This is a genomic window from Hydrocarboniphaga sp., from assembly GCF_028291725.1.
Classification (GTDB): Bacteria; Pseudomonadota; Gammaproteobacteria; order Nevskiales; family Nevskiaceae; genus Hydrocarboniphaga.
In genome coordinates this window covers 1-22,346 of the sequence record NZ_JAQGNT010000020.1, presented here as the reverse complement: position 1 = coordinate 22,346, position 22,346 = coordinate 1, and the positions used below count along the sequence as shown (strand labels likewise).

Here is a 22,346-nt window from a genome sequence, read left to right as displayed (position 1 = left end):
GTTGGTCGATCCGCAGGCGGATGCCATAATCCGCCTCTTTTCCCCGATCCGGGGACGCAGGCTGGACATGACCGCAGACTCGAAAACCGACGCGCCGCTGGTGGGCGTGATCATGGGGTCCCGCTCCGATTGGGAGACGATGGCGCACGCGGCGCGCACGTTAGAGGCCCTGGGCGTGCCCTACGAGGCGCGCGTGGTATCAGCGCATCGCACGCCCGACCTGCTGTTCCAATACGCGGAAACCGCCGTCGCCCGCGGCCTGCAGATCATCATCGCCGGTGCCGGCGGCGCCGCTCATCTGCCGGGTATGTGCGCGGCCAAAACCCGGCTGCCGGTGCTCGGTGTGCCGGTGCAATCCAAGGCGTTCAACGGGCTGGATTCGCTGCTGGCTATCGTGCAGATGCCGGCCGGCATTCCGGTCGGCACACTGGCCGTCGGCGTCGCCGGCGCGACCAATGCCGCGCTGCTGGCCGCGAGCATGCTGGCGACGCGCGACCCGGCGCTTGCACAACGCCTCGACGAGTTCCGTGCAAAACAGACCGACAAGGTGCTGGACGACGCGCCGCTGAGCCTACCGCCGCTGCCATGAAGATCGGCGTCCTCGGTGCCGGCCAACTGGGCCGGATGCTCGCATTGGCGGGCTATCCGCTCGATCTGGAATTCGTGTTCCTGGACCCGGCCGCAGACGCCTGCTCGGCATCGCTAGGCACGCATATCCGCGAGCCGTATCTGAGCGAGGCCGCGCTCGCGCGCTTCTGTGCAAGCTGCGACGTCGCCACCTACGAGTTCGAGAACGTGCCGGCGCATACTGCCGAAGTGGTCGGGGCGAGCGTCCCGCTGTATCCACCGGCGATGGCGCTGACGGTCGGCCAGGACCGGCTCAACGAGAAGAAGCTGTTCGACTCGCTCGGCATTCCGGTGCCGCGTTACATGCCGGTCGCCGCACGCGGCGCGCTCGATCTGGCGATCCGCAATGTCGGCCTGCCGGCGGTGATGAAGACGCGCAGCCTGGGCTACGACGGCAAGGGCCAGGCGGTGCTGCGCAAGCCTGAGGATCTGGACAGCGCCTGGCAGCGTCTCGGCGGCGCGCAGCCACCGCATACGCCGTGTCTGGTCGAGGCTTTCGTGCCGTTCGAGCGCGAGCTGTCGTGCCTGGCGGTGCGCGGACGTGACGGTGAGATGCGGTTTTATCCGGTGGTCGCCAACGTGCATCGCGACGGCATCCTGCGGGTGTCGATCCCGCAGGACCACGATCCGCTGCAATCACAGGCCGAAGACTACGCGCGCCGCGTCGCCGAGAAACTCGACTACGTCGGCGTGATGGCCTTCGAGTTCTTTGTCGCGGGCGGCCAGCTCTACGCCAACGAGATCGCGCCGCGCGTGCACAACTCCGGGCACTGGAGCATCGAAGGTGCGGTCTGCTCGCAGTTCGAAAATCATTTGCGCGCGGTGGCGGGCCTGCCGCTGGGTTCGACGGCCGCGCGCGGCTATTCGGCGATGGTCAACTTCATCGGCCGCGCACCGGAAACGGCCGCTTTATGCGCGATTCCCGGCGTGCACGTGCATCACTACGGCAAGTCGCCGAAGCCGCAGCGCAAGGTGGGACACGCGACGATCACCGCCGATGGCGAGGCCGAGTTGAAGAGCCGCCTGGCGCAGCTGGTCGCGCTGGTCGAATCGGTTGCGTGATGTTGGGGTTCGCTGCGCTCACCACCAACCTGCCATCGCTGCGTAGGTTGGGGTGAGCGCAGCGAACCCCAACAGCCCGACCTACAGGCCCAGCGTCTTCGAAGCCTCCAGCCACAACTCCGCGTAGGCCGTCAGCGCCGGATCGTCGCTGGGCGCGTAGGCCGCGATCGGCGCCTGATGCTCGCCCATGCGCTCGACCATCGACGAATACGGGATCACCGCCTCGGCCGCGCCGCGCATGACCTCCGGCGGCTGCTCCAGCAGTTCGCGGTGCAGCGAGCGGCGGCGATCGGCCATCGAATAGAACGGTTTCAGTTTCTTCTGCGAGAAACCCTCCTGGTTGAAGTACTCGCGCAGCTGTTCGAACGCGCGCAGCGACAGCCAGGTCGGCACCACCGGCACCATCACCAGATCGGCGGCATGGAAGATGTTGTCGGCCAGATGCGATAGCGCCGGCGGGCAGTCGAGCACGGCCAGGTCGTATTGCGAAGCGAAGGGTTTCAGGAGCCGCTTCAGCGCTTCGCGCGGTGGCTCGACCTTCTTCAACAGGATGTCGAAGTAGCGATAGGAAAACTCGGCCGGTATCACCGAAAGGTCCTCGTAAGGCGTGGGCCTGACCAGACGACTAACGGGCGTGTCGCCGGCCAGCACCTGCTTGGCCTTTGCCGCTTCGCCATTGGCATGCAGATACCAGCTCGACGCCGCCTGCGAATCCAGATCCCAGACCAGGGTGCGCAGGCCGCTGGCCGCCGCCAGATACGCCAGATTGACCGCGGCCGCGGATTTGCCGACGCCGCCTTTGACGTTGTACAGAGCCAGAGTCTTCATGCCCGACCTTTGTTTAGAATAATTAAATAAAAAGTCAAAACACAAGCTAACTAAACAAGCTACTAAACATTGCTTATCGACGTACCAACCGGGGTACGTAAGCGACTTCCATGCAGCCACTGCCGATGGCGAGCGCACGACTGACGCTCATCATCGCCGGCAACAGTGTGACCTTGTGCTCCTGGGCGGCCAAAGACAACTGTTCAAAGCCCGGCAAGGACAGGATATCCGCAGGATCGCCGCCGTAGCTGATCACGACATGCGGTACCGAAACGCCGCAGCGAATCTCCGCGGCGGTCAGTAACAGCAATTGTTCAACCGCGCCGTGGGTGCCGCGCGCGCGGCCGGTGACGGCGTAGCGGCTGCCTTGGCGATGCAGGATCGGCCGGCGGCCCAGAGCATGCGCAAGGCGATCGCGCCATCGTTGGGGTGCATCGATGCGCGCGGTATCGCTGGGCACCAGAAAACTGGCGACCTCGCCGCGCAAGTCCTCGATCGTCGTCACCACATCGGAAAGCGGGACGCCTTCCGCGATCAGGCGACAAGCTTCTGCAACGATCAAACCCAAGGCCGCCGAAGTTGCGCGGGCGTCGATGACGCGCAGACCTAATGACGCACGTGTTCCGCCTTCGCGCATCAGAGCAGAGGTTTCATTCAGCGCCGAGAAAGCGGCGCGTGTCAGGTTTCGGTGCACCGGACTCTGCGTGGCGTCGGGCGCGATACAGAGCAGGTAGTCGTAGCGTGGAATCAGGCGATCGGTGATGCGTTTCCGAATTTGGTCGAATGTCGGTTGCAGGACTTCGATATCGGAGCCGATTGTTTTCAAACCTTCGCGATAGAGATGCAAGCTAACGTATGGATCACGCTCATCGAGTACCAGACGGTTTTCAATACGGATCGTACTGGGGAGTATTTCAACGCCGTGATGACGCAGAAAGGACTCTGGCAAATCGCAGCTTGCATCCGTTAGCACCGCGAGACGCATGCCCACTCCCGACTCATTTCTTCCGGCTATCATGCCGGCGCTGTTATGCCCACGAAAGCAAGGCTGTCGGAAAATCGGCCGGGTACAGCAGAGCTGGCGGTTTAGCCGGCGTGGCAATCACTACCTCATGGAGAGAAGCAAGATGAATGTGACAAAGAAGCTGTTGCTGTCGGCTGTGCTGGTTCTGCCGACGACGGTGTTCGCGAATGAAGCAGCGCATGTCGATGGTTATTACATTCCTTCGTCGACATGGGAAGTAGATGGTGGCTCAGATGATGGTGATAGTGACGGCGACGGTTTCGGTGTAAAGGCGTGGGTGCCGTTTGGACGCACCCAGAATTTTTTTCTCGAGGGTGAATATCAATCGACCAGTATCGACAGCTACAACGATTTTTCTAGCTTTGATATTGATCAACTGCGCCTCGGTGGCGGCTGGCAGGTACCGTTAGCAACTGGCTCGGGCGCCCTATACGGCGAATACGTCAGCCTCGACCAGGATGGCGACAAGGCGACCGGTTTTGGTGCGCATGGACGCCTGGCGTTCCCGATTGCTCGGAACGTTCAGATCTACGGTCAAGCGGGTTATCTCTGGCTGCAAGCAGATAACAATTTGGATCTCGACGGCCCGGAATTTCTGATCGGCGGTTCGGTCGACTTCAGCCGCAACATCGGTGCGTTCATCGACTATCGCTATACCTCCCTTGAGGACAACGACAACATCAAGTACAACGTCGGCGATCTGCGTCTCGGCGTCCGCATTCTGTTCGATACGCGCCGGATGTAACTTTAGGTTTGGGGCACGTATACCGCATTAGAGGCTGTGATCGCATCGAGCGCACACGTCGCAAAGGATAGCGATCCGCGGTTCCCTCAGAATCAAAAAGGCCCCGCATTGCGGGGCCTTTTTGATTGCAGCGACGCCTACTCGTCCAAGAAACTGCGCAGGTAATTCGCGCGGCTCGGATGGCGCAGCTTGCGCAGCGCCTTGGCCTCTATCTGGCGAATGCGCTCGCGGGTGACGTCGAACTGCTTGCCGACTTCCTCCAGCGTGTGATCGGTGTTCATGTCGATGCCGAAGCGCATGCGCAGCACCTTGGCTTCGCGCGGCGTCAGGCTCGCTAGAATCTGGTGCGTGGCTTCCGCGAGCGACGAAGACGTGGCCGATTCCAGCGGCGAAACCGCAGCAGTGTCTTCGATGAAATCGCCGAGGTGCGAATCCTCGTCGTCGCCGATCGGCGTTTCCATCGAGATCGGCTCCTTGGCGATCTTCAGGACCTTGCGGATCTTGTCCTCGGGCATTTCCATCTTCACGGCCAGCTCTTCGGGCGTGGGTTCGCGACCCATTTCCTGCAGCATCTGGCGGCTGATGCGGTTGAGCTTGTTGATCGTCTCGATCATGTGCACCGGAATGCGGATGGTGCGCGCCTGATCGGCGATCGAACGCGTGATCGCCTGGCGGATCCACCACGTGGCATAAGTCGAGAACTTGTAGCCGCGGCGATATTCGAATTTGTCGACCGCCTTCATCAAGCCGATGTTGCCTTCCTGAATCAGATCCAGGAACTGCAGGCCGCGGTTGGTGTACTTCTTCGCGATCGAGATCACCAGGCGAAGGTTGGCTTCCACCATCTCCTTCTTGGCGCGTCGCGCTTTCGCTTCGCCGACGTTCATGCGCCGGTTGATGTCCTTGATCTCGTCGATCGCGATCAGGTAATCGCCTTCGATCCGGGTCAGGCCGGTAAGCAGTTCGACGACTTCGTCGCGGCGCGTGGCCAGCGTGGCCGAATACTTGCGCTTGGCGCGGATCGACTTGTCGAGCCACTCGACATCGTTGGGCTTGGTGCCCTTGTACTTGGCCAGGAACTCGTCGCGGGCCATGCCGGCGTCGAGCACACAGATGCGCATCACCGAGCGCTCGATCTCGCGGATCTGCTCGATCTTGGCGCGCAGGTTGCGGTTGATCTCGTCGACGATCTTCGGCGACAGCTTCAGCGTCATGATCAGATCGGCAACCGCTTCGCGCTTGACCAGCGTCTTCTTGTCGTCGGAACCGGTCTTCTGCAGCGCCGCCCAGGCCTTGTTGTAGAGGTTCTGCATTTCCTCGAACTTCAGGCGCGCTTCTTCCGGATCCGGGCCGGTATCGACGGCTTCTTCCTCCTCGTCGCCGGCGGCTTCGTCTTCCTCTTCTTCCTCTTCCTCGACCAGTTCAACCGGAGGCGGTGCTTCGACGGCCGTCGGCGCGTTCGGGTCGAAGAAGCCGGTGATGACTTCAGCCAGGCGGCGCTTGCCTTCGCCGACCGAGGCGTAGGCGTCGAGCAGGATTTTGACCGTCTCCGGGTAGATCGCCATCGCGTACAGGGCTTCGTTCAGGCCCTCTTCGATGCGCTTGGCGATGCGGATTTCGCCTTCGCGGTCGAGCAGTTCGACGCTGCCCATTTCGCGCATGTACATGCGCACCGGATCGGTGGTGCGGCCGAACTGGTCGTCGCTGGCGGCGAGCGCGGCGGCGGCTTCCTCCGCCGCGTCTTCTTCTTCTTCGGCCGAGGCGACGACCGCGGGTTCGGAGAACAGCTGGCTCTCCTCATCCGGCGCTTCATCGTGCACCTGGATGCCCATCGTCTGGATCATGCTGATGACGTCGTCGATCTGCTCGGAATCGACGACTTCCGGCAGGTGATCGGAGACTTCAGCGTAGGTCAGATAGCCCTTTTCTTTACCCAGGGCGATTAGAACTTTGATCTGAGACTGCTTTTCGGCACTATTCGTCATGCTTGACTCGGCTGCGGGGGGCGATGGATTGCCCCATTTTTGAAGGCGAAGAACTGCGCATTCTACCGAAAGTGGTTCTATTTAGACCAGCTTCCAGGGATTTTTAGACCGTCCTGCGCCCGGAAAGTTGGCGGGTCAGGCTCTCGGCCTCGGCCGCCTCGGCGCGCGTCAAGGTGCGCACCCGGGCTTCTGCAAACAGCTGATCGAGCCGGCTGCGCAGCGCCTTCTGCTGCAGGTGGCGGATCGCATCGGCAAATTCATGCTCGATACCGGCGTCGTCCAGGCTCATTTCCTGGCGCATCAGGCGCTCCAGCGCGGCCGCTTTCGGCGTTCCGCGCCAGTATTCGAGTAGCTGCCCGCCGTTCGCGCCCGGGTTCTCATGGAAGAACTCCAGGGCCTCGACCAGGGCCGGGATGCCGGGGACGTCGGCGCTCAGCAGCTGCTCGGTATTGGCGACGCTGTCCGCCAAATCTGGGCGCTCGAGCAGTAATTGCAAGGCCCGGCGCACCGGCCGCGTCGCGCCCGACTCGACCATGCTGGCGGACGAGCGGCTGTTGGCACGCTCGGCGTGAGCCTGGCGGTCGGGCGGTGCATTGTGGTTGCCGGAACTGGACGGGGCGAAGTCTTCGCGGCGCAGCCGCGTCATTCGCGCCAGCTCGTCGATCATCAGGGTCTGCAGCGGGCCGGGACGCAGCTTTTCCAGGTGCGGCCGCGCCAGTGCGGCGAGCTTGGCGCGGCCATCCAGTGTGGCCATGTTGGCCTGCTTGGCCAGCTCGCCGAGCAGGAATGCGCTCAAGGTCATGGCCTCGCCAATGCGCTCGCGGAATGTGTCGGCGCCGATTTCCTGCACCAGCGTGTCCGGATCGTGGCCTTCGGGCAGGAACATGAAAAGGCATTCGCGATCGCCATGCACTTCCGGCAGCGCCTGTTCCAGCGCGCGCCACGCGGCCGAGCGGCCGGCGCGGTCGCCGTCGAAGCAGAACACGATCTTGCGCGTGCTCTTGTACAGCAGCGCCAGCTGCTCGCGCGTAGTCGCGGTGCCCAGCGTCGCCACCGCAGTGTGGATGCCGTGCTGCGCCAGCATCACCACGTCCATGTAGCCCTCGACCACCAGCAGATGCGGCAGCTCGGACTTGACTGACTGCTTGGCCTCGTAAAGGCCGAACAGATTGCGGCCCTTGTGGAATAGCGGTGTTTCCGGCGAGTTCAGATACTTTGCCGGATCGTTGCCGAGCGTGCGGCCGCCGAAGCCGATCACGCGGCCGCGCGTATCGCGGATCGGGAACATCACGCGGTTGCGGAAGCGGTCGTAGGCCTTGCCGTCATCCTTGGGGATCAGCAGCCCGGCTTCGATCGCGTGCAGCGGGTTATCGAAGAATTTAGTCAGCGCGTCCCAGCTGTCGGGCGCGAAGCCGATGCCGAAGGCTTTTGCGGTGTCACCGCTGAGGCCGCGCTTTTTCAGGTATTCGATCGCGATCGGTTGTTTGCGCAGTTGCTCACGGAAGAAGCGCTCGGCTGCGGCCAGCGCGTCGAGCGGGCCGTCCAGCACCAGGCGCTCAAATGCACCGCCGCCTTCGCGCGGCACTTCCAGGCCGGCGCGCTTGGCGAGTTCTTCGACGGCCTCGACGAAAGTCAGTCGGTCGTATTCCATCAGGAAGCCGACCGCATTGCCGTGCTTGCCACTACTGAAACAATGGAAAAACTGCTTGGTCGGCGAGACGAAGAACGAAGCCGATTTCTCGTTGGAGAACGGCGACAGCGCCTTGTATTCGCGCCCCGCGCGCTTGAGTTCCAGGCGCGAACTGATCACCTCGACGATATCGGTTCGTGCGAGGAGGTCATGGATGAAGGATTGCGGGATCAGGCCGGCCACGGCTCAGTCTAGCGGCTGCGAACTGCCATGGGGATCACCGCCCGTAGGAGCGGACCTTGTCCGCGATTCTTCAAGTTCAGCGCTGCCGTGGAGAATCGCGGACAAGGTCCGCTCCTACAGTTGTGCAAATCGAGGGCGGCGCGATATCGCGCAGCAACAGCTCAGCCCAGCTTGCCCTTGATCAGGCCCGACAGCTTGCCCATGTCGGTGCGGCCGGCGACCTTGGGTTTGATCCAGGCCATGACCTTGCCCATATCCTTGCCGCTGCTGGCGCCGGTCTCCGCGATCGCCTGGTCGAGCAGGGCGGCGATTTCGGTTTCGGACAGCTGCTGCGGCAGATAGCCGAGCAGCAGCTGGATTTCGCTGGCCTCCTTGTCGGCCAGGTCGGGCCGATTGCCGGCACGGAACTGGGACTCGGAATCGCGGCGCTGCTTGACCATCTTCTCGACTGCCGACATCACCACCGCATCGGTGATCTCAGTGCTTTCAACCACTTCGCGCTGCTTGAGTTCGGCCGACAGCATCCGCAGCACCATCAGGCGATCTTTCTCGCCGGCGCGCATGGCCACTTTCACGTCGTCGAGGACGCGCTTCTGGAGGTCGGACATCGTCGTTTTGCGCGGCCTTGCGTTTCCGTTAATAAACGGGGTGACCGCGCAGCGCTGGCTAGTACAGGCGCTGGCGACGGGTGACGTCGCGGGAAACTTTCTTCAGCTGGCGCTTCACGGCAGCGGCACGCTTGCGCTTGCGCTCCTGGCTCGGCTTCTCGAAGAACTCGTGCTTGCGCACGTCGGTCAGCACACCGGCTTTCTCGCAGGTGCGCTTGAAGCGGCGCAGGGCAACTTCGAAGGGTTCGTTTTCGCGGACGCGGACAGTCGGCATAAGGTGAAGCTCGCTCTCTAAACAGGGGGTCAGGCCCCTTAGGGGCGGCGATTTTATGCGCGTAGCCCGCTCAATGCAAAGGTTGGCTTCCGCCGGGGCCGCCGACATGCCGCACAATAAGCGTCTTATGCCCGTGCTGGCCCTGGAAACTTCCTGCGACGAGACCGCCGTGGCCGTCTATGACGGCGAGCGCGGCCTGCTGTCACATGCGCTGCATTCGCAGGTCCGGCTGCATGCGCAGTATGGCGGCGTGGTGCCGGAACTGGCGTCGCGGGACCATGTGCGCCGGGTCAACGCTCTGGTGCGGCAGGCGCTGGATCATGCCGGATTAAAACCGTCGCAGTTGACCGGCGTCGCCTATACCGCCGGTCCGGGCCTGATCGGGGCGCTGATGGTCGGCGCCTCGGTCGCCGCCGGCCTGGCGCTGGCCCAGGGCCTGCCGCTGATCGCGGTCCACCATATGGAGGGCCATCTGCTGGCGCCGATGCTGGAGCCGGAGCGCCCGGCTTTCCCGTTCCTGGCGCTGCTGGTGTCCGGCGGCCATACCCTGCTGGTGTCGGTCGAGGGTATCGGCGAATACCGCGTGCTGGGCGAAAGCCTGGACGACGCGGTCGGCGAGGCTTTCGACAAGACCGCGAAGATGCTCGGCCTGCCGTATCCGGGCGGCCCGCATCTGGCACGCATTGCCGAAAGCGGCCGGCCGGGCCGCTTCAAGTTCCCGCGACCGATGACCGACCGGCCCGGCCTGGACTTCAGCTTCAGCGGCTTGAAGACCGCGGTCGCCAACGCCATCCCGGCCGGCGCCGACGATCAGGACCGCGCCGACCTGGCGCGCGGCTTCGAGGACGCGGTGACCGAGACGCTGGCGATCAAGTGCGAACGGGCGCTGGAGCAGACCGGTTACCGTGCGCTGGTGGTTGCCGGCGGCGTCGGCGCCAACCAGCGCCTGCGCGCGCGGCTGGCGACGCTGGCCGCCAAGCGCGGCGTCGGCCTGTTTTTCCCCAGGCCGGAGTTCTGCACCGACAACGCGGCGATGATCGCGTACGCCGGCTGGGCGCGGCTCGCCGGCGCAGGCCCGGCCGATGCGCGTCCCGAATACGGGCGTCTTTTCACCACCCCGCGCTGGCCGCTGGAAGACCTGCGCCCGCCCGGCTACAACCGTCAGTAAGACACCAGAACCAATGGACAAGATCTTCATCCGCGGACTCAAGGTCGAAACGATCATCGGCGTCTACGACTGGGAACGGCATGTGCCGCGGCCCCTGATCTTCGATCTGGAGATGGGGGCCGACTTTAATGCCGCGGCCGCCAGCGACCATGTACGCGACGCGATCGACTACGCGGCGGTGATGGCCGTGGTGCAAAAAATCGCGACGGACCACCAGCCGGCGCTGCTGGAAGCGCTGGCCGAAAAGCTGGCTCGCGCGCTGTTCAAGGACTTCCCCATCCTCAGCCTGAAGCTGGCGATCCATAAGCCGGGTGCAATTCCGGTGCAGGACGTGGGCGTCGAGATCGACCGTCGCCGTGAGGACTACGCGGCCTGCGGAGCGCGCTGATCGGCTTTCGCGCTAGGCGGCGAGCCAGGTGCTGACGAACTGCGCCAAGTCGTCGTAGACCGCTACGCCGTCCAGGCAATGTTCCGTTTCGGTGCGTCTGCCCTTGCCGCTGCGCACCAAGATGGGCGTTGCTCCCGAAGCTTGCGCGGCCTCGACATCGCTGATCGAGTCGCCGACGAAGGGAACGCCGTCGAGTTGCAGCTGCAGCCGCCGCGCCAGATCCTGCAGCATGCCGGGATTGGGTTTGCGCATCACCGTCGCATGGTCGGGATGTTCGGGTGCGAACTCGATGCCGTCGATACGCCCGCCGAGTTCGGCGCAGGCGCGCTGCATACGGTCATGGATCGCGAACAGCGCGTCGAAATCCATCATGCCGCGGCCGACTCCCGACTGATTGGTAGCGACGAAAACGCGCCATCCCGCCTGGGTCAGCCGCGCGATCGCCTCGATGCTGCCGGGCACCGGCTGCCACTCCGAGACCGACTTGATGTAGTCGTCGGAGTCTTCGTTGATGACGCCGTCACGGTCGAGAATCACCAGCTTCATCAATGAAACCCTCAGCCGGGCAGGAGAGACAGGTCGGCGACCTCGCGGCATAGTTTGTCGAGGCGGGCCAGCATTAGCAGGCGATTGGCCCGTACTTCCAGATCATCGGCCATCACCATCACCTTTTCAAAGAACTCATCCACCAGGGGCTTGAGTGTCGCCAATACCGTCAACATGGCGGCATAGTCATGGCGAGCGCGTAGTGGCTCCAGCGCATGATCAACGAGCTGCAGCCCTGTCCAAAGCGCGCGTTCGGCAGGGACTTCAAATAACACGGTGTTAATTGGGAAAGGTGCCTGGTCGCCGGCCTGGCGCAGGATGTTGCGTGCGCGTTTGTCCGCAGCGGTTAGTGCTGCAGCCGCAGGTCCTTGCATAAAGAAGAAAACAGCATCCGCGCGGTGCGCGATATCCAGCGGTATGGTGCTTCCCGTGGCGAGTACAGCTGCTTGAATCTCGTTTATCGGCCAGTCTTCAACAACTATGACTCCTGGTACTTGGGAAGCGGACTTCTCCAGGTCAAGCTTCCCAGCTAGCTTCCAGAGCCGGTCGGACAGCAAAGTCAGGAAACGACCAGTACAGAAGTTCCACAGCTCGTCGGCGGTCGCGGTGTCGCGTTTGCCCGCAGGCTGCAACGACAGTGCGGCGCTCAGCAGTTCGCGCAGATCGAGTTCCAGCTCGCCTTCGATCAGGACGCGCAGCACGCCAGCGGCGGCGCGGCGCAGCGCGTAGGGATCCTTGCTCGCAGTGGGTTTCTGGCCGATCGCGAAGATGCCGGCGAGCGAATCGAGCTTGTCGGCCAGCGACACCAGCTGTCCGGCTTTCGTCGATGGAATCGGCGTGCCTTGCTGTGTCGGCAAGTAGTGCTCGCGGATCGCGCGCGCAACGCCTTCGCTTTCGCCGCTGCTGGCGGCGTAGTAGCCGCCCATCAAGCCTTGCAGCTCCGGGAATTCGTAGACGACCTTGGTCACCAAGTCGGACTTCGCCAGCTGCGTCGCGCGGTCGGCTTCTGCAGCGAGCGTTGGCGCTGCGTTCGGCAGCTTCAACGCGATCTGCACAACGAGCTTGCGCATGCGCGCAACCTTGTCGGCGATGCTGCCGAGGTCTTTTTGAAACATCGCCTGCGCCAGGTTTTTGCCGTGCGCTTGCAGCGGCTGCTTCAGATCCTGATCCCAGAAGAACAGCGCATCGCTGAGCCGCGGGCGCACCACGCGCTCGTTGCCGGAAATCACCTGCGCGACATCGGAGGATTCGATGTTGGCGATGGTGATGAAGCACGGCAGCAGCTGCGTATGTTCGGCATCCGAGAACAGCGTGAAATAGCGCTGATTGGTCTCGACGGTGGCGACAATCACTTCCGGCGGCAGGCGCATGAAGCGCTCTTCCATATCGCCGGCGATCACCACCGGCCATTCGACCAGCGCAGTGACTTCGTCGAGCAGGTCCGGCGTGATGCGCGCGTATCCGCCGAGCAGCGCGGCTTGCTGCTTGATCTGGTGCTCGATCGAGGCGCGGCGCGAATCCAGGTCGGCCCAGACCCTGGCCTGGCGCAGCGCCGCTTCATAGTCGCCGGGCTCGGACAGCGCGATCGCTTCTGGCGCATGAAAGCGATGCCCGTAAGTGATGCGGCCGGCTTCACAGCCGAAGCGCCGCAGCGGCACGATCTCGCCGCCGAACAGGCAGACGAGCCACTGCACCGGCCGCACGAAGGTCTCTTCACCGCTGCCCCAGCGCATGCGCTTGGGCACCAGTTCGTCCATCTGCTTCAGCGTTTCTTCAAAGATCAAGGGCAGCAGCTGCGCGGTGGTTTCGCCGGCTGCGCTGCGCTGAAAAAAAAGCTTGCCGTCCTTCTGGCCGATCTGCTCGAACTCGACGCCGCAGGAGCGCGCAAAACCGAGCGCCGCCGGAGTCGGCTTGCCGTCCTTGAAAGCGGAGGCGACGGCCGGGCCGAGCTTCTCGATCTTCTGTTCAGGCTGGGTTTTGGCGACGCCGGCGATCAGTACCGCGATCCGGCGCGGCGTTGCGAAGCTGCGAACGGTGCCCGTAGTGACGCCGCGACGCTGCAAGCCGTTCTCGACGCCGCCCGCGAGGGCGGCGGCCAAGGGGGCGACATAACGGGCCGGCAAATCTTCGGTGCCGATTTCGAGCAGCAGGTCGAGCGGCATGCAGAGCTCAGTTTGGGTCTTCAGGGCCGGCAATTGTCCGTGAATGAGGCAGGAGCCGCCAACTGGAGCTTGACTGCCGAAATCGCCGGAACGGAGCGCCAGCGGAAAAAACTATCAAATTTGAATAGAAGATTCATTGGAACTATCGATCGGCCCGGTCAAGAATGGCGCTGTCGTCCTCGACCCCAGGCTGCTTCTTCCCTCATTTTCCGGAAGCTCGACCCAGGCAGACGATCCAGACCCAGCCCGCAGCAAGGAGGATTACGATGACTTCAAATAAGACTTCAGATACGACTTCAAATGGGACTTCAAATACCGGCTTGACCACCGCGTCCGGCGTCCCCGTTCCGGACAACCAGAATTCGCTCACCGCCGGCCCGCGTGGCCCGGTGCTGCTCGAGGACTATCACCTGCTGGAGAAGCTTCAGCACTTCAACCGCGAACGCGTCCCGGAGCGCGTCGTGCATGCCAAGGGTTCCGGCGCCCACGGCAGGTTCACGGTCACCCACGACATCACCCGGTACACCAAGGCCAGGCTGTTCGAGAAAGTCGGCAAGCAGACGCCGATCTTCTTCCGCTTCTCGACCGTCGGCGGCGAGCGCGGCTATGCCGATACCGATCGCGATCCGCGCGGCTTCGCGATGAAGTTCTATACCGAGGAGGGCAACTGGGATCTGACCGGCAACAACACGCCGGTGTTTTTCATCAAGGACCCGAGCAAGTTCCCGGACTTCATCCACACGCAGAAGCGCGACCCGCGCACCAACATGCGCTCCAACACGATGAAGTGGGATTTCTGGAGCCTGTCGCCGGAATCGCTGCACCAGGTCACGACGCTGTTTTCGGACCGCGGCATCCCGGACGGCTTTCGCCATATGCACGGCTTCGGCAGCCACACGTTCAGCTTCATCAACGCTGCCAACGAGCGCTACTGGGTGAAGTTTCACGCCAAGACCCTGCAGGGCATCAAGAACCTGACGCCGGCGGAAGCCACGCGCCTGGCCGGTGAAGATCCCGAGCATTCGCAGCGTGATCTGTATGAGGCGATCGAGCGCCGGGACTTCCCGAAATGGAAGTTCTGCGTGCAAATCATGCCGGAGGCGCAGGCCGATGCCTGGTCGCAGAAAACCGGCTGGAATCCCTTCGATCTGACCAAGGTCTGGCCGCAGGGCGAGTTCCCGCTGATCGAAGTCGGCACGCTGGAGCTGAACCGCAATCCCGAGAACTATTTCGCCGAAGTGGAACAGGCCGCGTTCTCGCCGTCGAACGTGCCGCCGGGCATTGGCTTTTCACCGGACAAGATGCTGCAGGGCCGCCTGTTCGCTTACCACGACGCGCATCTGTACCGCGTCGGCACCAATTACCAGGCGTTGCCGATCAATCGGCCGCAATGCCCGTACGCCAACTATCAGCGCGACGGTGCGATGCGCTCGGACGGCAATGCCGGCGGTGCGCCGAACTACGAGCCGAACAGCGTCGCGACCGCGCCGAAACAGCAGCCGGCGTATCGCGAGCCGCCGCTGGCGCTGGCCGGCGATGCGGCGCGCTACGACCATCGCGCCGACGGCGACGACTACTACACGCAGCCCGGCAATCTGTTCCGCCTGATGAGTGAGGCGCAGAAGGATCTGCTGGCGTCGAACATTGCCGGCGCGATGGACGGGGTGCCGGACGCGATTATCCGGCGCCAGTTGGTGCATTTCGCCAAGGCCGATCCGGACTACGCCAGGCGCGTCAGCCAAAAGCTGCAGAAGAGCGCCGGAAACGCTGCTTGAGCCGACCTGGGTTTTGTAGGTCGGGCTGAAACCTGACCTGCAAAACCCAGGAACTCATGCGGTCGGCGGAGAAAAGTCCAGCCGCGAGTCCGCGAAGGCAGGCAACAGCTCGCAGCGCCGGGCGTGCCCGGCTAGGGCCGGATAAGCGGACTCTGAAACCTGCAGCGCTCCGACGACGAAAGTCCATGCGGTGACGGTGCTCACGTCGGCCTGCGTCAGACGCTCGCCGATCAGCCAGTCGCCGGGTTTTGCGGCGCAGGCCAGCTCGAGCAGCGCCAGCGCGCCATGCATCTGCTCGGCGCAGCGATCCACCCAGGGCTGATGCTGGCGTTCAGCCGGCCGGAAGATGCGCTCGTAGGCCTGAAGTACGCCCTTCTCGGCGACGCCGCTGGCCAGCGCCATCAGCTGCAGTGCATCACGGCGCTCCAGGCCGGTGGGCGGCAGCAGCGCTCGTCCAGGGCCGACGAACTGGTCGAGATAGTCCAGCAGCGCGAACGAGTCGCACAGCGAGGTGCCGTCGTCCAGCACCAGGGTCGGGACCCGGCCGAGCGGGTTGTATTCGCGGATCGCAGCTTGGTCGCGGCCGACCGACCAGTTGCGATGCTCGAACGGCAGGCCGAGCAGATTCATGCTGACCGCGACGCGGCGCACGAACGGCGAATCGAACATGCCGATCAGGATCATGGTCGGGTTCAGGCGGCGTCGGGTATCGGCGGCAACATCGGGAAGCCGAGTTTTGCGCGCGCCGCGTAATACGCCTCGGCACAACCGCGAGCCAGGGCGCGCACCCGCAGGATGTAGGCCTGGCGTTCGGTTACCGAGATCGCGCCGCGCGCATCCAGTAGGTTGAACGCATGGCTGGCCTGGATCGTCCGCTCATAGGCCGGCAGCGGCAGCGGCACGTCCAGCGCCAGCAGCTTCGTGCATTCGGCCTCGGCCCTGTTGAAACGCTCGAACAGCGTGGCGACGTCGGCATGCTCGAAGTTGTAGGTGCTCTGCTCGACTTCGTTCTGGTGGTAGACATCGCCATAGGTGACGATGCGGCCGCCGGTGTCCGACCAGACCAGGTCGTAGACGCTCTCGACGCCCTGGATGTACATCGCCAGCCGCTCCAGGCCATAGGTGATCTCCCCGGCGACCGGCCGGCACTCGATGCCGCCGACCTGCTGGAAGTAGGTGAACTGGGTGACTTCCATGCCATTGAGCCAGACTTCCCAGCCCAGGCCCCAGGCGCCCAGCGTCGGCGATTCCCAGTTGTCCTCGACGAAACGGATGTCGTGCACCAGCGGGTCGAAGCCGAGCATCTTCAGCGAGTCCAGGTAGAGCTGCTGGATGTTGGCCGGCGAGGGCTTCATCAGCACCTGGAACTGGTAGTAGTGCTGGAGCCGGTTCGGGTTTTCGCCATAGCGGCCGTCGGTGGGGCGGCGGCTGGGCTGCACGTAGGCGGTGTTCCAGGGCTCGGGTCCGAGCGCGCGCAGGAAGGTGGCCCAGTGAAAGGTGCCGGCGCCCATTTCCATGTCCATCGGCTGGACCAGGGTGCAGCCATGGCCGGCCCAGAAGGCCTGCAGCTTCAGAATCAGGTCTTGAAAGGTCATGGCAATGCGGTGGCGGATGGGCCGTAAAGTATAGCGACTGGCTCCGCAGAGGAGCCCAAGCGGCATGGAAGCGGCTATAGTTTCTGACCGATGAGCACCGATCTGACCGAACTCTTCGACAGCAACCGTGCCTGGCAGCAGGCCCGGCTCGCGGACGATCCCGAATATTTCAAGAAGCTGGCCTCGCAGCATGCGCCGGGCTATCTGTGGATCGGCTGCGCCGACGCCCGGGTGCCGGCCAACGAGATCCTCGGCCTGCCGCCGGGCGAAGTCTTCGTCCATCGCAACATCGCCAACCTGGTCGTGCACAGCGACTTCAACGCGCAGTCAGTGATCCAGTTCGCCGTCGACGTGCTCAAGGTCGAACACGTCATGGTCGTCGGCCACTATGGCTGCGCCGGCGTGCAGGCCAGCTTGCGCGGTACCCGCATCGGCCTGGCCGACAACTGGCTCTATCACTTGCGCGACGTGCAGGACCGCTACGCCGACCGGCTGGCATCGATCCCTTACGCGACGGTCCGCCACGACCGGTTGTGCGAGCTCAACGTGCTCGAGCAGGTGGTCAATGTATGCCAGACCAATGTCGTCCAATACGCCTGGGGCCGCCAGCAGAACCTGACGGTTCACGGCTGGGTCTACGGCGTCGGCGATGGCCTGTTGCGCAACCTGGGCCTGACGGTTTCGGGCAAAGAAGGTCTTGCTGCCGCCCACCAGGCGGCGGTGGAGGCGGTTTTTGCCCAGCCGCCCGGCGCGGTTCGGCCGGCCGGCTGATGATGATCACCTGCACCCTTGTTTCCTTGTACCAAGCCGTAACTGGGGGTTTTCCCCTGGCATAAATCCTGCTGCGGTCTGCCCGCCAAACCGGGGCAGGGGGCTCCGCCGCGGCACCCCATGAATCCCTCGACAACTCTGTAGGAGAAACCCATGTCTTCGGGTAAAGATGTAATCAAAACTATTTCGGACAAGAGCGTGAAGTTTGTCGACTTCCGCTTCTGCGATACCCGCGGCAAAGAGCAGCACGTCACCGTCCCGGCCAAGACCGTCGACGAGAGCGTGTTCATCGACGGCAAGATGTTCGACGGCTCGTCGATCGCCGGCTGGAAGGGCATCAACGAGTCCGACATGATCCTGATGCCGGATGCGAGCACCGCGTTCATGGATCCGTTCTTCGAAGACAGCACGATGGTCATCACCTGTGATGTCATCGAGCCGGCGACGATGCAGGGCTACTCGCGCGATCCGCGCTCCATCGCCAAGCGCGGCGAGGCCTACCTGAAGTCCACCGGCATCGCCGACACTGCGTTCTTCGGTCCGGAAAACGAATTCTTCGTGTTCGACTCGATCCGCTACGACTCCGGCCTGAAGGGCTGCTTCGTCGAGATCGACGCCGAGAACGCGGCCTGGAACTCCGGCAAGGAGTATGAATCCGGCAACACCGGCCATCGTCCGGGTGTCAAGGGCGGCTACTTCCCGGTTCCGCCGGTCGACGCGCTGCAGGACATCCGTTCCGCGATGTGCGAGACGCTGGAAGCGGTCGGCATGGAAGTGGAAGTGCATCACCACGAAGTCGCCACCGCCGGCCAGTGCGAAATCGGCGTCAAGTTCGGCACGCTGATCCAGAAGGCCGATGACGTGCTGAAGCTGAAGTACGTCGTGCAGAACGTCGCACACAGCTTCGGCAAGACCGCGACCTTCATGCCCAAGCCGATCGTCGGCGACAACGGCTCCGGCATGCATGTGCACATGTCGCTGAGCCTGGGCGGCAAGAACCTGTTCGCCGGCGACGGCTACGGCGGCCTGTCGGAAACCGCGCTGTACTACATCGGCGGCGTCCTCAAGCATGCCAAGACGCTGAATGCGTTCACCAACCCGGGCACCAACAGCTACAAGCGCCTGGTTCCGGGTTTTGAGGCGCCGGTGATGCTTGCCTACTCGGCGCGCAACCGTTCGGCGTCGGTGCGTATTCCGTATGTGGCCAACCCTAAGGGCCGCCGCATCGAAGTGCGCTTTCCCGACTCCAGCGCCAACCCCTACCTCGCCTTTACCGCGATGATGATGGCGGGTCTCGACGGCATCATGAACAAGATCCACCCGGGCGATGCCTCGGACAAGGATCTCTACCATCTTCCGCCGGAGGAAGACGCGAAGATCCCGCGTGTCTGCCACTCGCTGGACATGGCACTGGAATCGCTCGACAAGAACCGCGACTTCCTCAAGGCAGGCGGCGTGTTTACCGACGACGTGATCGATGCGTACATCGAGCTGAAGATGCAGGAAGTCACCCGCTTCCGCATGACCACGCATCCGATCGAGTTCGAGATGTATTACTCGCTGTGATTTTCTATCACAGCGAGTAATAACGGAGCATGGTTTGCCTTGGTATCGCGAGCGATACCAAGGGCTTCGCCAAATGAGCTGTGTCGAAAGCGCTGTAAAAAAGCCCCGCGAAAGCGGGGCTTTTTTGTGTGCGCCCGCTGCTATTGGTTCTCTTCGAGAAACTGGATCTGTACCGGCTTGCCTGGCGGCTCACTCGGTATCGCGGTACGCACATAACGGCCGTCGGATTGCAGTGACCAGCTTTGTGCGGTATCGGCCAGATAGGCTTCGAGATGGTCGACGATGCGTGCACGCAGCTTCTTGTCCTTGATCGGGAATGCGATCTCGACGCGCTTGTACAGATTCCGCTCCATCCAGTCCGCGCTCGACAGGAACAGCTCCAGCTTGCCGTCGTTGTGAAAGTAAAAGGCGCGGTGATGTTCCAGGAAGCGGCCGACCACCGAGCGTACGCTGATGTTGTCCGAAAGTCCCGGCACGCCGGGACGCACCGAGCACATCGCCCGGACGATCAGCTGGACTTTTACGCCGGCCTGCGAGGCCTCGTAGAGTTTCTTGATCATCTCCGCTTCAACCAGCGAATTCATCTTCGCAATGATCCGCGCCGGCTTGCCTGCGCGCGCGTTGGCGATTTCGCGATCGATCCGATCCTGCATTTCCTTGAACAGCGTGAACGGTGACTGCAGCAGGCTGTGGAGCTTGCTGACGCGACCGAGACTGGTCAGCTGCAGGAATACCGCATGCACATCGCGACACAGATCCTGGTCGGACGTGAACAGGCCGTAGTCGGTGTACTGGCGCGCGGTGCGCGGGTGATAGTTGCCGGTGCCCAGATGGGCGTAATAACGCAGTGCGCTGCCGGTAGCCGTTGTGGATTCCTCGCGACGCACGATCAGGCACATCTTCGCATGCGTCTTGTAGCCGACGACGCCGTAGACGATATGTGCGCCGACTTCCTCGAGCTTCTGCGCCAGATCGAGGTTGTCAGCCTCGTCGAAGCGCGCGCGCAGTTCGACGACGACGGTGACCTCCTTGCCGTTGCGTGCCGCTTCCATCAGCGCTTCGACCACCGGTGATTTGGCGCCGGTGCGATACAGCGTCTGCTTGATCGCGAGCACTTTGGGATCGCGCGCCGCCTGGCGGAGGAATTCCAGCACTGGGGCAAACGAATCGTAAGGATGATGCAAGAGCTGATCGCGCTCACGCACCGTGGTGAAGATGTCGGTCGTCAGCGTTTTCGGGATGCGCGGCACGAAAGGCAGGTATTTCAGATCGGCACGCTCCACCAGATCCGGGATCGCCATCAGGCGCATCAGGTTGACCGGGCCATTGACCTGATAAACGTCGGCCGGTGTCAGCTGCATTTCCTGCATCAGATAATTCCACAGCGACTCGGGGCAGTTGTCCGCGACTTCCAGGCGCACCGTGTCGCCCCACTGGCGCTGACTCAGCTCGTCTTCCAGGGCTTCGGCCAGATCCTTGGCTTCCTCTTCGTCGACAAACAGGTCCGAGTTGCGTGTGACGCGGAACTGGTAGCAGCCGGTTGCGTCCATGCCGGGGAACGCATCGTCGACATAAGCGTGGATCACGGACGACAGGAATACGAAGTCGTAAGGTCCGCTGCCCTTGAGTTCGCGGGGCAGCTGGATCAGGCGAGGCAGCGCACGCGGTGCCTGCACGACAGCGAAGCCGATATTGCGGCCGAATGCGTCCTTGCCTGAGAGCGTGACGATGAAGTTCAGTGACTTGTTCAGGATGCGCGGGAACGGATGCGCCGGGTCGAGCCCGATCGGCGACAGCACCGGTAGCAACTCGGTGCTGAAGTACTGGCGCAGCCAGGCCTCCTGTTCCGGCGTCCACTCGGAGCGGCGCAGAAAGCGGATGCGCTCTTTCTCCAGCGCCGGAACCAATACGTCGCTGAACACGTGATACTGCTCTTCCACCAGTGCATGCGCGCGCGTGCTGATCGCGGTCAGCGCTTCCTGTGGCGAGATGCCGTCCGGACCACGCTGCGCGGAGCCGGCTTCGGCGATCTGCATCAGGCCCGCAACGCGGATCTCGAAGAATTCATCCAGATTCGAGCTGGAAATGCACAGGAACTTCAGGCGTTCAAGCAGCGGCTGTGACTCGTCCTTCGCCTGTTCGAGCACTCGCTGGTTGAACTCCAGTAGCGACAGGTCGCGATTGATGAAGAGATCGGTTGCCTGAAATTCCAGTTTTGTGGGGGCGTCCATGTGATTGTCAGCAAGTCGTAGTCTGTGCACGTTACGGCGCCAGGGGTTTCAATGATGTTACACCCGTCGGATTGGGTTCCCCGGAGTGCTGTCACGTAACCGCAATCAGGCCTTGGCACTCTCCGCCGGCTTATCAACCGGGAGATCGAGAAAATGTGGCTGAACTGGCGCACCGTCGCTGTCGCTTTGTCGTTGCTGGCCGCGTCGGGCTGCGGTACGAAAGGGGATTGGATGGGAGCGGACGCTGAAAAGGCGTACGACAAGGAGCTGGAAGCCAAGCGGATGGCATCCGTGCTCAATAACGACGATTACTACCAGATTCATCTGGAGGGTCGTGTCTATGTGCTTTCCGATGCCAAGGACTTCAGCAGTCTGATCAAGTTGGGCGAAGTGCCCAAGACGGTGACCAAGATCGGCGGCGGCCCGAACGGCGAGCGTCTGGTCTATGACGTGACCAGCAGCGAATCCAAGATTATGGAGGGCAAGACCGGCTACAAAGGTAGCGCCCAGGAAATGTATGAAGGCACCCGCGAAGGCCTGGCGAAGGGCTTCTTCGGTGTGATGTTCAAGGATGGCCGTTATGTCGTCACCGACGAGTGGGCTGTAGCCAAGCAGTTCCGCAGCGGTGTGTTGCCGGAAGGTGGAACGCCCGGCACCATGCCGGACGGCAAGCCGGTCAGCTATCTGGTTAAAACCGACCTGAAGGAAGTGCAGGCCCGTTTCATCAAATTGCTGCAGTAGAACTCGACCTATGTCGGTAACCCGCCCAGCCGGCGCTGGGCGGGCTTTTTTGTGTTCCGACCAGCCGACTTAGTGTTGTCGAGAGCGGCCCAGAGGCGGAGCGAGAAAAAACCAGCAGAAAGCGAGCAAAAAACAGCCGGGGCACGCGCGTTTGAATCCCAGCTGAATGTGTCGGATAAAACTAAAAGATCTTTGTGTTCAGCAACTTAGTGTTTCCGGATGAGGCTGCTGTTGACGCTTCAATGGAACCCCGTACAATTCGCCTCCCCAGTGACGGCGTCTTGACTCCTTGAGTCGGTGCTAACACTCTGATCTTTAAAAGAATAAGCAAGTGATTTGTGTGGATGCTTCTGGGTTACGTGGCGAGGGCCATAGTG

General features: G+C 62.8%; 20 protein-coding genes. 9 read left to right on the top strand and 11 right to left on the bottom strand.

Going from position 1 to position 22,346, the window contains the following annotated elements; all coding sequences use genetic code 11:
- Positions 1 to 67: 67 nt before the first annotated feature.
- Both purE and JWQ90_RS05230 read left to right on the top strand, forming a co-directional pair.
- Positions 68 to 589: a 5-(carboxyamino)imidazole ribonucleotide mutase gene (gene purE / locus JWQ90_RS05235; protein ID WP_299690390.1), complete on the top strand. Its 522-nt coding sequence runs from the start codon at positions 68 to 70 to the stop codon at positions 587 to 589.
- On the top strand, positions 586 to 1,689 hold the full coding sequence (locus JWQ90_RS05230) for a 5-(carboxyamino)imidazole ribonucleotide synthase (protein WP_299690388.1): 1,104 nt from the start codon (positions 586 to 588) through the stop codon (positions 1,687 to 1,689). The genes purE and JWQ90_RS05230 overlap by 4 nt, the downstream gene beginning before the upstream one ends.
- An 81-nt stretch (positions 1,690 to 1,770) precedes the next feature.
- Here the strand turns inward: JWQ90_RS05230 and JWQ90_RS05225 are convergent, their stop codons facing one another.
- Both JWQ90_RS05225 and JWQ90_RS05220 read right to left on the bottom strand, forming a co-directional pair.
- On the bottom strand, positions 1,771 to 2,517 hold the full coding sequence (locus JWQ90_RS05225) for an AAA family ATPase (protein WP_299690386.1): 747 nt from the start codon (positions 2,515 to 2,517) through the stop codon (positions 1,771 to 1,773).
- 73 nt (positions 2,518 to 2,590) lie between these two features.
- Positions 2,591 to 3,502, bottom strand: coding sequence for a DegV family protein (locus JWQ90_RS05220; protein ID WP_299690383.1), 912 nt, complete (start codon positions 3,500 to 3,502; stop codon positions 2,591 to 2,593).
- A gap of 142 nt (positions 3,503 to 3,644) precedes the next feature.
- Here JWQ90_RS05220 and JWQ90_RS05215 point away from each other — a divergent pair, with 142 nt between their 5' ends.
- Positions 3,645 to 4,286: an outer membrane protein gene (locus tag JWQ90_RS05215; protein ID WP_299690380.1), complete on the top strand. Its 642-nt coding sequence runs from the start codon at positions 3,645 to 3,647 to the stop codon at positions 4,284 to 4,286.
- Between the two features lie 137 nt (positions 4,287 to 4,423).
- Here JWQ90_RS05215 and rpoD read toward each other — a convergent pair whose 3' ends face one another.
- The 4 genes from rpoD to rpsU form a co-directional block, all read right to left on the bottom strand.
- Positions 4,424 to 6,271 (bottom strand): RNA polymerase sigma factor RpoD, encoded by a 1,848-nt coding sequence (gene rpoD / locus JWQ90_RS05210; RefSeq protein WP_299690377.1) that lies wholly within the window; start codon positions 6,269 to 6,271, stop codon positions 4,424 to 4,426.
- 103 nt (positions 6,272 to 6,374) lie between these two features.
- A complete protein-coding gene (dnaG, locus tag JWQ90_RS05205; protein WP_299690376.1) occupies positions 6,375 to 8,144 on the bottom strand; it encodes a DNA primase in 1,770 nt (589 codons plus the stop codon).
- A gap of 161 nt (positions 8,145 to 8,305) precedes the next feature.
- Positions 8,306 to 8,752 (bottom strand): GatB/YqeY domain-containing protein, encoded by a 447-nt coding sequence (locus JWQ90_RS05200; protein ID WP_299690374.1) that lies wholly within the window; start codon positions 8,750 to 8,752, stop codon positions 8,306 to 8,308.
- 58 nt (positions 8,753 to 8,810) lie between these two features.
- Positions 8,811 to 9,026 carry a 30S ribosomal protein S21 gene (rpsU, locus tag JWQ90_RS05195; protein ID WP_007184921.1) on the bottom strand — a complete coding sequence of 72 codons (216 nt, stop codon included), beginning with the start codon at positions 9,024 to 9,026 and terminating at the stop codon, positions 8,811 to 8,813.
- Between the two features lie 127 nt (positions 9,027 to 9,153).
- Between rpsU and tsaD the strand changes: the two genes are divergently transcribed.
- Both tsaD and folB read left to right on the top strand, forming a co-directional pair.
- Positions 9,154 to 10,194, top strand: coding sequence for a tRNA (adenosine(37)-N6)-threonylcarbamoyltransferase complex transferase subunit TsaD (gene tsaD, locus JWQ90_RS05190; protein WP_299690367.1), 1,041 nt, complete (start codon positions 9,154 to 9,156; stop codon positions 10,192 to 10,194).
- Positions 10,195 to 10,207: 13 nt separating this feature from the next.
- Positions 10,208 to 10,582, top strand: coding sequence for a dihydroneopterin aldolase (gene folB / locus JWQ90_RS05185; protein WP_299690365.1), 375 nt, complete (start codon positions 10,208 to 10,210; stop codon positions 10,580 to 10,582).
- Between the two features lie 12 nt (positions 10,583 to 10,594).
- Here folB and gmhB read toward each other — a convergent pair whose 3' ends face one another.
- The gene (gene gmhB, locus JWQ90_RS05180; protein WP_299690363.1) at positions 10,595 to 11,128 is read right to left on the bottom strand and encodes a D-glycero-beta-D-manno-heptose 1,7-bisphosphate 7-phosphatase; all 534 of its coding nucleotides are present in this window, start codon (positions 11,126 to 11,128) and stop codon (positions 10,595 to 10,597) included.
- Between the two features lie 11 nt (positions 11,129 to 11,139).
- Positions 11,140 to 13,290 carry a glycine--tRNA ligase subunit beta gene (glyS, locus tag JWQ90_RS05175; protein ID WP_299690361.1) on the bottom strand — a complete coding sequence of 717 codons (2,151 nt, stop codon included), beginning with the start codon at positions 13,288 to 13,290 and terminating at the stop codon, positions 11,140 to 11,142.
- A 320-nt stretch (positions 13,291 to 13,610) separates the two neighbouring features.
- Here glyS and JWQ90_RS05170 point away from each other — a divergent pair, with 320 nt between their 5' ends.
- Complete coding sequence (locus JWQ90_RS05170; protein ID WP_299690359.1) at positions 13,611 to 15,065, top strand: catalase; 1,455 nt, start codon at positions 13,611 to 13,613, stop codon at positions 15,063 to 15,065.
- 54 nt (positions 15,066 to 15,119) lie between these two features.
- Here the strand turns inward: JWQ90_RS05170 and JWQ90_RS05165 are convergent, their stop codons facing one another.
- On the bottom strand, positions 15,120 to 15,749 hold the full coding sequence (locus JWQ90_RS05165) for a glutathione S-transferase family protein (protein WP_299690356.1): 630 nt from the start codon (positions 15,747 to 15,749) through the stop codon (positions 15,120 to 15,122).
- Positions 15,750 to 15,757: 8 nt separating this feature from the next.
- A complete protein-coding gene (gene glyQ, locus JWQ90_RS05160) occupies positions 15,758 to 16,660 on the bottom strand; it encodes a glycine--tRNA ligase subunit alpha (RefSeq protein WP_299690353.1) in 903 nt (300 codons plus the stop codon).
- Positions 16,661 to 16,750: 90 nt separating this feature from the next.
- Here glyQ and can point away from each other — a divergent pair, with 90 nt between their 5' ends.
- Positions 16,751 to 17,431 carry a carbonate dehydratase gene (gene can, locus JWQ90_RS05155; RefSeq protein WP_299690351.1) on the top strand — a complete coding sequence of 227 codons (681 nt, stop codon included), beginning with the start codon at positions 16,751 to 16,753 and terminating at the stop codon, positions 17,429 to 17,431.
- 153 nt (positions 17,432 to 17,584) lie between these two features.
- Complete coding sequence (gene glnA, locus JWQ90_RS05150; RefSeq protein WP_299690348.1) at positions 17,585 to 18,997, top strand: glutamate--ammonia ligase; 1,413 nt, start codon at positions 17,585 to 17,587, stop codon at positions 18,995 to 18,997.
- Positions 18,998 to 19,137: 140 nt separating this feature from the next.
- Here the strand turns inward: glnA and ppk1 are convergent, their stop codons facing one another.
- Positions 19,138 to 21,228, bottom strand: a complete 2,091-nt coding sequence (ppk1, locus tag JWQ90_RS05145; RefSeq protein ID WP_299690345.1) for a polyphosphate kinase 1 — start codon at positions 21,226 to 21,228, stop codon at positions 19,138 to 19,140.
- Between the two features lie 153 nt (positions 21,229 to 21,381).
- On the opposite strand from ppk1, the gene JWQ90_RS05140 reads away from it, so the two are divergent.
- On the top strand, positions 21,382 to 21,969 hold the full coding sequence (locus tag JWQ90_RS05140) for a hypothetical protein (protein ID WP_299690342.1): 588 nt from the start codon (positions 21,382 to 21,384) through the stop codon (positions 21,967 to 21,969).
- Positions 21,970 to 22,346: the final 377 nt, after the last annotated feature.